This window comes from Ottowia pentelensis, assembly GCF_964341695.1.
Genome location: NZ_OZ224513.1, coordinates 2,904,429 through 2,916,721 on the forward strand (window position 1 = coordinate 2,904,429; position 12,293 = coordinate 2,916,721).

At 71.0% G+C, this 12,293-nt stretch carries 10 protein-coding genes; 6 read left to right on the top strand and 4 right to left on the bottom strand.

From position 1 onward, the window contains the following. Positions 1-3: 3 nt before the first annotated feature. The 3 genes from ispF to ACWHMB_RS14015 all read right to left on the bottom strand — a co-directional run bounded on the left by ispF (position 4) and on the right by ACWHMB_RS14015 (position 3,605). The gene (gene ispF, locus ACWHMB_RS14005) at positions 4-501 is read right to left on the bottom strand and encodes a 2-C-methyl-D-erythritol 2,4-cyclodiphosphate synthase (protein WP_377480973.1); all 498 of its coding nucleotides are present in this window, start codon (positions 499-501) and stop codon (positions 4-6) included. Further along, a complete protein-coding gene (ispD, locus tag ACWHMB_RS14010) occupies positions 498-1,199 on the bottom strand; it encodes a 2-C-methyl-D-erythritol 4-phosphate cytidylyltransferase (protein ID WP_377480976.1) in 702 nt (233 codons plus the stop codon). The genes ispF and ispD overlap by 4 nt, the downstream gene beginning before the upstream one ends. A gap of 75 nt (positions 1,200-1,274) precedes the next feature. Then, positions 1,275-3,605, bottom strand: a complete 2,331-nt coding sequence (locus ACWHMB_RS14015) for a xanthine dehydrogenase family protein molybdopterin-binding subunit (protein WP_377480979.1) — start codon at positions 3,603-3,605, stop codon at positions 1,275-1,277. 243 nt (positions 3,606-3,848) lie between these two features. On the opposite strand from ACWHMB_RS14015, the gene mfd reads away from it, so the two are divergent. The 6 genes from mfd to serB all read left to right on the top strand — a co-directional run bounded on the left by mfd (position 3,849) and on the right by serB (position 10,671). Beyond that, entirely contained in the window at positions 3,849-7,325 is a 3,477-nt protein-coding gene (gene mfd, locus ACWHMB_RS14020) for a transcription-repair coupling factor (RefSeq protein ID WP_377480981.1), read from the top strand. Between the two features lie 97 nt (positions 7,326-7,422). Then, positions 7,423-8,016, top strand: coding sequence for a diheme cytochrome c-553 (locus ACWHMB_RS14025; RefSeq protein ID WP_377480984.1), 594 nt, complete (start codon positions 7,423-7,425; stop codon positions 8,014-8,016). Between the two features lie 110 nt (positions 8,017-8,126). Further along, positions 8,127-8,708, top strand: a complete 582-nt coding sequence (locus tag ACWHMB_RS14030) for a VOC family protein (protein WP_293220765.1) — start codon at positions 8,127-8,129, stop codon at positions 8,706-8,708. 80 nt (positions 8,709-8,788) lie between these two features. Then, positions 8,789-9,277, top strand: coding sequence for a GAF domain-containing protein (locus ACWHMB_RS14035; protein ID WP_377480987.1), 489 nt, complete (start codon positions 8,789-8,791; stop codon positions 9,275-9,277). Continuing rightward, the gene (locus ACWHMB_RS14040; RefSeq protein ID WP_377480991.1) at positions 9,247-9,861 is read left to right on the top strand and encodes a hypothetical protein; all 615 of its coding nucleotides are present in this window, start codon (positions 9,247-9,249) and stop codon (positions 9,859-9,861) included. Before ACWHMB_RS14035 ends, ACWHMB_RS14040 begins: the two co-directional genes overlap by 31 nt. 66 nt (positions 9,862-9,927) lie before the next feature. After that, positions 9,928-10,671, top strand: a complete 744-nt coding sequence (gene serB, locus ACWHMB_RS14045) for a phosphoserine phosphatase SerB (protein ID WP_377480994.1) — start codon at positions 9,928-9,930, stop codon at positions 10,669-10,671. Between the two features lie 37 nt (positions 10,672-10,708). On the opposite strand, the gene ACWHMB_RS14050 is transcribed toward serB, so the two are convergent. Then, positions 10,709-12,073, bottom strand: a complete 1,365-nt coding sequence (locus tag ACWHMB_RS14050) for a TrpB-like pyridoxal phosphate-dependent enzyme (RefSeq protein ID WP_293220754.1) — start codon at positions 12,071-12,073, stop codon at positions 10,709-10,711. Between the last annotated feature and the right edge of the window lie 220 nt (positions 12,074-12,293).

Genomic DNA, 12,293 nt, shown 5'->3' on the forward strand with positions numbered 1-12,293 from the left:
CCGTTACCGCACCAGCAGCAGCACCGCGCGCGCCTCGATGGCCGCGCCCTGCCCCACCGACCCCAGGCGCTCGGCCGTCTTGGCCTTGACGTTGACTCGATCCGGCTCGACGCCCAGCAGCGCCGCGATGCGCGCCACCATGGCCGCGCGGTGCGGCGCCAGGCGCGGCGCCTGCGCCACCACCGTGGCGTCGACATTGCCCACGCGCCAGCCGGCGGCCTGCACGCGGGCCAGGGCCTCGGCCAGCAGCGCGGCCGAATCGGCGCCCTTGAAACGCGCGTCGCTGTCCGGAAAATGCGTGCCGATGTCGCCCAGCCCGGCGGCGCCCAGCAGCGCGTCGGTGATGGCGTGCAGCAGCACGTCGGCGTCCGAGTGGCCCAGCAGGCCGTGCGTGTGCGCCAGGGTGAGGCCGCCGATCACCAGCGGGCGGCCGGGCACCAGGGCGTGCACGTCCCAGCCTTCGCCGATGCGAAACGCGGGCGGCGTCCAGTCGGCGCTCATGCCGCGCGGCTCCGCAAGATGGCCTCGGCCAGGGCGAAGTCCTCCGGATACGTGACCTTGAGGTTGTGCGCGCTGCCGCGCACCAGCAGCGGTCGCTGGCCGGCGGCCTCGATGGCGCTGGCCTCATCGGTGATGCCGGCAAAGCCGCTGCCGGCATGCGCCGCCAGCGCCGCATGCAGCGCGCCCAGGCGAAACATCTGCGGCGTTTGCGCCAGCCAGCTGCCCTCGCGCTCCAGCGTGGCCGCCACGCGCCCGCCCTCGGCGCGCTTGAGCGTGTCGGCCAGCGGCAGCGCCAGCAGGCCGCCCACCGGGTCGCTCCAGCAGGCGTCGATCAGCGTCTCGATCTGCGCCGGGGTGACCAGGCAGCGCGCGGCGTCGTGCACCAGCACCCAGTCGGCGGGCGCGGCCCCGGCAGCCAGCAGCCAGCCCAGGCCGTTGAACACGCTCTCGGCCCGCGTGGCGCCGCCGCAGGCGCGCACCTCGACCGGCGCGCCCAAATTGCTCAGGCGCGCATCGCCCGGCGCCACCACCACCAGCACGCGCGCGATGCGCGGCACCGCCGTCAGCGCCGCCAGCGTGTGCCGCACCAGCGGCCGGCCGGCCAGCGGCTGGTACTGCTTGGGCAGCCCGGTGCCGGCGCGCGATCCGCTGCCGGCGCAAGGCAGCAGGGCAAGGCAGCGGGGGGCATCGAGCGGCATGGGTAACTATTATATTGATAGCTGGTCGCGCTGGTTCAGCGGGCGCCAACGGCCTGTTTGGCTTGAAAACCGGGTTCAAGCCCCACGCATCAAATCCCACAGCCGCGCCGGGCTCAAGGGCATTTGCAGGCGCGGCGCCAGCTCGGGCCGGCCGGCACGCGCCAGCGCGTCGGCCACGGCGTTGACCACGCAGGGCGTGGCGCCGATGGTGCCCAGCTCGCCCACGCCCTTCACGCCCATGGGGTTGTTGGTGCAGGGGGTGGACTGGTCCATCTCGGTCCTGAAGCGGGCGGCGATGTCGTCGGCGTGCGGTGCGCCGTAGTCCATCAGGCTGCCGGTCAGCAGCTGGCCGGACGACGCGTCGTACACCACGCGCTCCAGCAGCGCCTGGCCGATGCCCTGCACCGCCCCGCCGTCGAGCTGGCCGCGCACGATCAGCGGGTTGACCACGCGCCCCACGTCGTTGACGCTGGCGTAGGCCAGCAGCTGCACAACGCCGGTCTGCGGGTCCAGCTCGACCTCGCAGACGTGCGCGCCGTTGGGCCAGGTGGGGCCGGCCACGGTGTGCGTGTGCTCGACCCAGATGTGGCCGCCCGGCTGGCGCCCGGCCAGCTCGAACAGGTCGATCGCGTGGTCGGTGCCCGCCACGGCAAAGCGCCCGGCGGCGTAGCGGATGTCCTCGGGCGCGGCCTCCAGCTCGCGCGCGGCGAGCTGCCGGGCCTCCTGCACCGTGCGCTCGGCCCCGGTGTGCATGGCCGAGCCGCCGGTGAACAGCGAGCGCGAGCCCGCGCTGCCGAAGCCGTTGCCGCGGTCGGTGTCGCCCAGCACCACGCGCACGCGCTCGATCGGCACGTCGAAGGCGTCGACCACCAGCTGCGCCAGCGAGGTGGCGATGCCCTGGCCCATCTGGTTGACGGCCGAATAGACCTCGATGAAGCCGTCGCCCTTGACGTCCACCGTCACGCGCTCCTCGAAGGCATTGCCGCCCGTCCATTCGAGGAAGGTCGCGATGCCCAGTCCGCGCCACCGCCCGCGCGCCTTCGATGCGGCGGCGCGCGCGGCAAAGCCGTCCCAGTCGGCCAGCGGCAGGGCCTGGTCCAGCACATGCTCGAAGCGCCCCACGTCGTAGGTCTGGCCCATGGGGTTGGTGTAGGGCATCTGCTCGGGGCGGATGAAGTTGCGCCGGCGCAGCTGCACGCGGTCGATGCCGGTCTGGCGCGCCGCCTCGTCCATCAGGCGCTCGATGTTGAAGATGGCCTCGGGCCGGCCGGCGCCGCGATACGCACCGGTGGGCGCCTGGTGCGTCAGCACGGCGCGGAAGTGAAAGTCGATCACCGGCACGTGGTAGACGCTGGTCTGCACCCAGGGGCCGATCAAGAGTTGGATGGCGACGCCCGTGCCCAGCGCATAGGCGCCCACGTTGGCGTGCGAGTGCACGCGCAGCGCGAGGATGCGGCCGTCGGCGGCCAGCGCCAATTCAAGATGCGCCTGCAGGTCGCGCCCATGGGTGGTGGCAAGGAATTCCTCGCTGCGCTCGGCCGCCCAGCGCACCGGTCGACCGGTGGCGCGCGCGGCCCAGGCCACCACCACGTCCTCGGGGTAGGCGCCGGTCTTCATGCCGAAGCCGCCGCCCACGTCGCCCACGCGCACGCGCACCGCCTCGGGCGCCAGGCCCAGCGCGGCCGCCACGGCGGCACGCACGCCGGTGGGCATCTGCGAGGACAGGTGCATGTCCAGCCGGCCTTCGCCTGAGTCCCAGGCGGCGCGCACGCTGCGCGGCTCCAGCGTCAGCGCCGCCACGCGCTGGTGCGTCAAATCCAGCTTGACCACGTGAGCAGCTTGCGCGAAGGCCAGCTGCGCCGCCTCGGCGTCGCCATGGCGCGCCTCGCAGGCGATGTTGTCGGGCGCCGCGGGCGTGACCACGGCCTCGGCACGCAGGGCCGCCGCCAGGCTGGGCACGGCCGGCGCCTCGGCGTAGTCCACCCACACCGCCTCGGCGGCGTCGCGCGCCTGCTGCAAGCTGTCGGCCACCACCAGCGCCACCGCCTCGCCGACGAAGCGCGCGGCGCCCACCGCCAGCGGGTGGCGCGCGGGGCTGGCGCAGTCGCTGCCGTCGGCGCGCTTGAAGGGCGCGCCCGTGGCCATGGCCGGCACGCCGGCGGCCTGCAGGTCGGCGCCGCTGAACACGCCGCGCACGCCGGGCATGGCGCGCGCCGCGTCGGCGTCGACCTTGGTGATGAGCGCATGCGCGTGCGGCGAGCGCACGAACACGGCCCAGCCGTCGCCGGGCTGCCCCAGGTCATCGGTGTAGCGCCCGCGCCCCTGCAGCAGCGCATCGTCCTCCAGGCGGCGCACGGCCTGGCCGCTGCCGAAGCGCGCGGCAAGAGAGGGGGATGCATCGGTCATGGTCGGCCTTCGGGTTCTGCGGTGGAAGGGGGACTATAGGGCGGCGCGTCGGCGGGCGCAGCGCGGGTGCTCGGGCTGGCCGGAATTACTATCAACCTGATAGCTGCTCGCGCTTGCTCGATGGGCGCCAGAGCCCCGTTTGGCTTGAAAAATGGCGAAAAAGCCCCAAATCACTAAAATCACCCTGACCACCCCCGTCCCAGCCGGCCGGGGGTTTTTGTCGTTTTTGCTGTTTCACCCGCGATGCAACTGCCCAAGCTCATTCCCGGCAAACGCCATGCCCTGCCGCGCCCGCCCGGCTCCAGCGACGCGCTGGCGCTGGCGCGCCTGGCCGAGCGCGAGCGCGCCGCCGGGCGGCTCACCGCCATCGTCACGGCCGACGCCTCGGACGCGCGCCGCCTGCAAGACGAACTGGCCTTCTTTGCGCCCGCGCTGCGCGTGACGCTGTTTCCGGACTGGGAGACCCTGCCCTACGACAGCTTTTCGCCGCACCAGGACCTGATCAGCGAGCGCCTGGCCACGCTGTGGGCCATCCGCCAGCGCCAGACCGACGTGGTGCTGGTGCCGGCCACCACGGCGCTGTACCGCCTGGCGCCGCCCAGCTTCCTGGCGGCCTACACCTTCGACTTCAAGCAGGGGCAAAAGCTGGACGAGGCGGCGCTGAAAAGCCAGCTCACGCTGGCCGGCTACCAGCACGTCACGCAGGTGGTCAGCCCCGGCGAATACGCGGTGCGCGGCGGGCTGATCGACTTGTTTCCGATGGGTTCGCCGCAGCCGTTTCGGGTCGACCTGTTCGACGACGAGATCGACTCGATCCGCGCCTTCGACCCCGACACGCAGCGTAGCCTGTACCCGGTGCCGGCGGTGCGCCTGCTGCCGGGGCGCGAGTTTCCGCTGGACGAGGCGGCGCAGGCGCGCTTTCGGCACCGCTGGCGCGAGCTGCTGGAGGGCGACCCGACCAAGAGCCGCCTCTACAAGGACATGGGCCACGGCGTGGCCTCGGCCGGCATCGAGTACTACCTGCCCCTCTTTTTCGAGCAGACGGCCAGCGTGTTCGATTACCTGGGTGACCAAGCGACACTGGTGCTGCACGGCGACCTGGAGCCGGCCTTCCAGCAGTTCACGCAGGACACGCGCGAGCGCCACCGCCTGGCGCAGGGCGACCCCGAGCGGCCGGTGCTGCCGCCCGAGGCGCTGTTCCTGTCGGCGGAGGACTTCTACCTCGCCGCCAAGCCCCTGCCCCAGCTGGCCTTGCGTCCCGGCGTGGGCGACGTGAATGAAAGCGCCTTTGCGCAAACCCTGCCCGAGCTGACCGCCCAGCGCGGCGCCGACGATCCGCTGCAGCGCCTGCAGGCGCACATCCGCGCCGGCGCCCGGCGCGTGCTGGTGCTGGCCGAAAGCGCGGGCCGGCGCGAGAGCCTGCTGGACTTTCTGCGCGCCAGCGGCCTGAATCCGCCGGCCTTCGATTCGCTGGCCGAGTTCGAGGCCAGCAGCGAGCCAAGCGGCATCGCCACCGCCGCGCTGGCCCAGGGCTTCGCCTGGGTCGAAGGCGGCATCGACTTCGTCACCGAGACCGAGCTGTTCGCCGCCGGCCCCACCATGCGCCGGCACAAAAGGCAGGAGCAGGTCAGCGACGTCGAGGCGCTGATCAAGGACCTGTCGGAGCTGAAGGTGGGCGACCCGGTGGTGCACGCGCAGCACGGCATCGGGCGCTACCGCGGCCTGGTCAACCTGGACGTGGGCGCCACCAACCCCGATGGCAGCGCCGCGCCGCAAGAATTCCTGCACCTCGAATACGCGGGTGAGGCGGTGCTGTACGTGCCGGTGTCGCAGTTGCACCTGATCGGCCGCTACACCGGCGTGTCGGCCGACGAGGCGCCGCTGCACAAGCTGGGCAGCGGCCAGTGGGAAAAGGCCAAGCGCAAGGCGGCCGAGCAGGTGCGCGACGCCGCCGCCGAGCTGCTCAACATCCACGCCCGGCGCGCCGCGCGCGAGGGCCACGCGTTTCGCTATTCGCCGCACGACTACGAGCAGTTCGCGGCCGACTTCGGCTTCGAGGAAACGGCCGACCAGAGCGCGGCCATCCACGCCGTCATCCAGGACATGATCAGCCCGCAGCCGATGGACCGCCTGGTGTGCGGCGACGTCGGCTTCGGCAAGACCGAGGTGGCCCTGCGCGCGGCCTTCGTCGCCGTCACCGGCGGCAAGCAGGTGGCCCTGCTGGCGCCCACCACCCTGCTGGCCGAGCAGCACTACCAGACGCTGCAAGACCGCTTTGCCAAGTGGCCGGTGAAGGTGGCGCAGATGAGCCGCTTCGCCTCGGGCAAGGAAACCACCGCCGCGCTCAAGGGCCTGGCCGACGGCAGCGTCGACATCGTGGTCGGCACGCACAAGCTGCTGTCCGAGAAAACGCGCTTCAAGAACCTGGGCCTGCTGATCATCGACGAGGAGCATCGCTTCGGCGTGCGCCACAAGGAGCAGATCAAGGCGCTGCGCGCCGAGGTCGACGTGCTCACGCTCACGGCCACGCCGATCCCGCGCACCATGGGCATGGCGCTGGAGGGGCTGCGTGACCTCAGCGTGATCGCCACCGCGCCACAGCGGCGTCTGGCCATCAAGACCTTCGTGCGCAGCGAAAGCCACGGCACCATCCGCGAGGCGGTGCTGCGCGAGCTGAAACGCGGCGGGCAGGTCTACTTCCTGCACAACGAGGTCGAGACCATCGAGAACCGCCGCCAGGCACTGGAAAAGATCCTGCCCGAGGCGCGCATCGCCATCGCCCACGGCCAGATGCCCGAGCGTCAGCTGGAGCACGTGATGCGCGATTTCGTGGCCCAGCGCTTCAACCTGCTGCTGTGCTCGACCATCATCGAGACCGGCATCGACGTGCCCACGGCCAACACCATCGTCATCGCGCGCGCCGACAAGTTCGGCCTGGCGCAGCTGCACCAGCTGCGCGGGCGCGTGGGCCGCAGCCACCACCAAGCCTACGCCTACCTGATGGTGCCCGACGTGCAGAGCCTGACCAAGCAGGCCGAGCAAAGGCTGGAGGCGATCCAGCAGATGGAGGAGCTGGGCAGCGGCTTTTACCTGGCCATGCACGACCTGGAGATCCGCGGCGCCGGCGAGGTGCTGGGCGAAAACCAGAGCGGCAACATGATGGAGATCGGCTTTCAGCTCTACAACGAAATGCTGGCCGAGGCCGTGCGCAGTCTGAAGGCTGGCAAGGAGCCCGACCTGCTGGCGCCCATGCAGGCGGCCACCGACATCAACCTGCACGCGCCCGCCCTGCTGCCCAGCGACTACTGCGGCGACGTGCACCTGCGCCTGTCCTTCTACAAGAAGCTGGCCACCGCCAGGAGCAACGAGCAGATCGACACCCTGGTCGAGGAGATCGTCGACCGCTTCGGCAAGCTGCCGCCGCAGGCGCAAACCCTGATCGACGTGCACCGCCTGCGCGTGGCCAGCCAGCCCTACGGCGTGACCAAGGTGGACGCGGCGCCGGGCGCCATCGCCATCCACTTCAAGCCCAACCCGCCGATCGACCCGATGGCCATCATCCATCTGATCCAGAAAAACCGCGCCATCAAGCTGGCGGGCAACGACAAGCTGCGCATCGAGCGCGCGCTGCCCGAGCCGCGCGAGCGCGCCCAACTGGTGCGCGACGTGCTGCGCAGCCTGGGGCAGCCGGTGCGCGCGGCCGAACCGGCGCCGGCCTGAATAACCCTTGAATTTGTCGGACTTTGGGAACACACTGGCGCGCTTGACGTTGGCCAACGTCAAGAAACCGTGTTCAACCCCCATCAGGAGACTTCGCATGTCCTCGCCTGTCCGACCCCGCCACACACCCCCGCTTGGCATCGCGCTGGCGCTCGGCCTTGGCTTCGGCCTCGCCGCCACGGCGTCAGCGCAAACCAACGGCAACGCCGACACCACCACCCCGGTGGCACGCGGCGCCTACCTGGTGCACGGCATGGGCTGCGCCGACTGCCACACGCCGCTCAAGATGGGCGCCAAGGGGCCCGAGCCCGACCTGTCGCGCGGCCTCTCGGGCCATCCGCAGGGCCTGCTGCTGCAGCCGCCCGCCCTCCCCGCCGGCAGCCCCTGGGCCTGGGGCGGCGCGGGCACCAACACCGCCTTCTTTGGCCCTTGGGGCGTCAGCTACGCCGCCAACCTGACGCCCGACGCCACCGGCCTCGCCGGCTGGACGGCCGAGCAGTTCACGCAGGCCATGCGCACCGGCAAGCACGCCGGCAGCGGCCGCCCTCTGATGCCGCCCATGCCCTGGCCGGCCTTCGGCCAGCTGAACGATGCCGACCTGCACGCCATGTTCGCCTACCTGATGGCGCAGCCGGCGGTGCCAAACCGCGTTCCGGACTATCAGCCGCCGACGCCCGCCGCCCAGCACTGAGGGCGCCGCCCCCCGGCTCACGGCCAGCCCCGATCCGGTGCGGGGCGATGCTGGCCTGCCGCCCGAGTCACGCGGCCCCGCGCCATCCACACACATCCCCCGGGTGAACCATGAACCCCATCCGTCCCCACAAGTTCGCACACGTGGTCTATCGCACGCGCCGCTTCGACCAGATGATCGACTGGTACCAGACCGTTTTTGGCGCCCATGTCCAGCATCAGGATCCGGCCCTGGCCTTCCTGACGTATGACGACGAGCACCATCGCTTCGCCTTCCTGAACCTGGGCGTGCTGGACCCGGCTCATTCGGACACGGAAAAGCAGGGACTCGTCGGCGTCGATCACGTGGCCTACACCTTTGCCTCGCTCGATCAGTTGCTGGACAACTACGAGCAACTGAAGGTCGAACACATCCGCCCCTACTGGTGCGTGCACCACGGCATCTCCGTCTCGATGTACTACGCCGACCCCGATGGCAACCAGATGGAATTTCAGGTCGAATGCTTCGAATCCGGCGACAAGGCCAACGCCTTCATGACCGGGCCCGGGTTCGACGAGAACCCGATCGGAGTCGAGTTCGACCCCGAGGTCCTTCTTGCGCGGCGCAAGCAAGGCCAGCTCGGCGACTTCCTGCCGCGCACAACGCATCAGCCGGTCTCCCCGATCCGCGGCGCCCTCGGCAGCGCGGCGTAGCACAATACGGGGCGCCCCGTCGCGCTTGGCTGCATCCGGCCCGAGCGGGGGTGCTTTCCCCGGCCGTTCAGCCTGCAACCATGTTCGAAGCCCGCCCCCTCACCGCCACCGACAAGCCCGCGCAATACGGCGAACTCGCCCGCCAGGTGCAGGGCCTGCTGCACGGCGAGCGCAACCTGGTCGCCAACGTCGCCAACTTCGCGGCGCTGGTGTTTCATGCCCTGCCCGACATCAGCTGGTGCGGTTTTTACCTGGCCGAGGGCGATGGCCTGGTGGTCGGCCCCTTCCAGGGCCCGCCGGCCTGCGTGCGCATCGCGCGCGGGCGCGGCGTGTGCGGCGCGGCGGCGCTGTCGCGCCAGACCCAGCTGGTGCCCGACGTGGCGGCCTTTCCCGATCACATCTACTGCGACGGCGCCGCCCAGTCCGAAGTCGTCGTGCCGCTGCTGCGCGCCGACGGCTCGCTGCTGGGCGTGTGGGACGTGGACAGCCACCGCCTGGCACGCTTCGACACCGACGACGCGGTGGGCATGGAGGCCCTGTGCGCCGAGTTCATGCGCGCGCTGGCCTGATCGCCCTCGCGCTGGCGCTGCCGGCCTTCGCCGCCTGGGCGCTGGACGACGCCGGCGCGCAGCGCTTTGCCGAGGACGTGGTGCGCAGCCACGACGCGCGCGGGCGCGCCTTTGCCGTGGTCGACAAGCCGGCCGCCACCGTGTGGGTGTTCGACGCGCGCGGGCGGCTGCTGGGGCAAAGTCCGGTGCTGGTGGGCCAGGCCCCGGGCGACGTGGCGCCGCCCGACATCGGCAGCCGGCCGCTGTCGCGCGTCAAGCCGTCCGAGAAGATCACCGCCGCCGGCCGCTATGTGACCGAGCCGGGGCGCAACACGCACGGCGAGGACATCGTGTGGCTGGACTACGAGGCCGCGCTGTCCATGCACCGCGTGCGCGACGTGCCGGGCGAGCACCGCCCCGCGCGCCTGCGCACGCCGGGCACGGCCGACAAGCGCATCTCGTTCGGCTGCATCAACGTGCCCGAGCGCTTTTACGACCGCCGCATCGACCCGCTGTTCAGCCGCCAGGCCGGCGTGGTCTACGTGCTGCCCGAGACGCGTCCGCTGCACCAGCTGTTCGGCTTCGCGCGCGGCGCCGATCGGTAGAATCCAAGCTAAATCGGCCTCTCGCGCCCATGGATGGTGCGCCAGCAGCTATCACATTCATAGTCCATGACCGCCCCCTCCCTGCCCTCGCCCGCCCGCGAATTCAGCCCCGGCCTGGTGCTGCGCGGCGTACGCCCGCCCCTGCGCCTGGCCGACTACAAGCTGATCGCCTTCGACATGGACTCGACGCTGATCAACATCGAGTGCATCGACGAGATCGCCGATGCCGCCGGCCGCAAGGCCGAGGTGGCCGCCATCACCGAGGCGGCCATGCGCGGCGAGATCAGCGACTTCAAGGACAGCCTGCGCCGGCGCCTGGCGCTGCTGGCGGGCGTGGAGGAGGCACAGCTGGCCCACGTCTACCGCGCCCGCCTGCGCCTGAACCCCGGCGCGGCCGAGCTGGTGCTGGCCTGCAAGGCGGCGGGGCTGAAGGTGCTGCTGGTGAGCGGCGGCTTCAGCTATTTCGCCGACCGCCTGCGCGAGCGCCTGGCGCTGGACTTCGCGCGCAGCAACCGGCTGGAGATCGTCGATGGCCGCCTTACCGGCCGCGTGCTGCTGCAGGACTGGGGCGACATCGTTGATGGCGCCATGAAGCGCCAGACCGTGCTGGACACCTGCAGCCTGATCGGCTGCTCGCCGGCGCAGGCCATCGTCATGGGCGATGGCGCCAACGACCTGGAGATGATGCAGGCCGCGGGCCTGTCGGTGGCCTACCGCGCCAAGCCGCGCGTGCGCGAGCAGGCGCACGTGGCGATCGACCTGGGCGGGCTGGACCGGCTGCTCGAAATCTTCGACGCCGGGCACGGCTGAAGGCAACGCTGACGCGGCGCGCCCGCGCCGACGCGCCTCAGGCGGGCACCGACGGCAGCCCCGACAGTGCCTGCGCCAGTTCGTTCTCGTCGTAGTGCTCGTCCTTCAGGCCGCCCGCGAAGTAGGCCTGGTACGCGCTCATGTCGAAGTGGCCGTGGCCGCTGAGGTTGAACAGGATGGTCTCGGCCTTGCCCTCGCGCTTGCAGCGCAGCGCCTCCTCGATGGCGCCGCGCACCGCGTGGTTGGCCTCGGGCGCCGGCACGATGCCTTCGGCGCGCGCAAACTGCACGCCGGCCTCGAAGCACTGGTTCTGCGTGTAGGCCACGGCGTCCAGCAGGCCCAGCTGCTTGCAGTGGCTGATCAGCGGCGCCATGCCGTGGTAGCGCAGGCCGCCGGCGTGAAAACCCGGCGGCGTGAAGGTGCTGCCCAGGGTGTGCATCTTGGTCAGCGGCGTGAGGTGCGCGGTGTCGCCGAAGTCGTATGCATATTTGCCGCGCGTGAGGCTGGGGCAGGCGGCGGGCTCCACCGCCACGATGCGTGGCTTGGCGCCGCCGCGCAGGCCGTGGCCGATGAACGGAAAGGCCAGGCCGGCGAAGTTGCTGCCGCCGCCGGTGCAGCCGACGATGACGTCGGGCCAGGCGTCGGCCATGTGCATCTGCTCCATCGCCTCCAGGCCGATGATGGTCTGGTGCAGCAGCACGTGGTTGAGCACCGAGCCCAGCGCGTACTTGGTGTCCTCGTTCTTGGCCGCCACCTCCACCGCCTCGCTGATGGCGATGCCCAGGCTGCCCGGGTGGTCGGGGCGCTGGGCCAGCACCGCGCGGCCGTACTCGGTCTCGTTGCTGGGCGAGGGGATGCAGCGCGCGCCATAGGTCTCCATCAGCGCGCGGCGATAGGGCTTCTGGTCGTAGCTCACACGCACCTGGTAGACCGTCACGTCCAGGCCGAACATCTGCCCGGCCATGGCCAGCGAGCTGCCCCACTGCCCCGCCCCGGTCTCGGTGGACAGGCGCTTGACGCCGGCCTGCGCGTTGAAGAAGGCCTGCGGAATGGCCGAGTTGGGCTTGTGGCTGCCGGCGGGGCTGACGCCCTCGTACTTGTAGAAGATCTTGGCCGGCGTGCCCAGCACCTGCTCCAGCCGGTGGGCGCGAAACAGCGGCGCCGGCCGCCACAGGCGAAACACCTCGCGCACCGGCTCGGGAATCTCGATCTCGCGCTCGGTGCTCACCTCCTGCAGGATGAGCGACATCGGAAACAGCGGCGCCAGATCGTCCGGCCCGATGGGCTGCAGGGTGCCCGGGTGCAGCACCGGCGGCATGGGCTTGGGCAGATCGGCCTGGATGTTGTACCAAAACTTGGGCAGCTGGCTTTCCTGCAGCAGGTACTTGGTCTGGGTGCTCATGCGTCGGTCTCCTGGGTGTTTTGAAGTTGAAATGGGGCGATGCAGAACCGGTCCGCGCGCTGCGACGCGCGCGAGGTCGGGCCCGGCAGGGCCCTTGCGAGTATGCCAACACGCGACCGGGCCCTTGCGGCCGTGGGCGCTGCATCGGCCGGTCGAGGGCCAGCCCAGCATCACAAGCGACGCGAACGCGCGGCCGATTCAAAAGAAATCAGGCCATGGC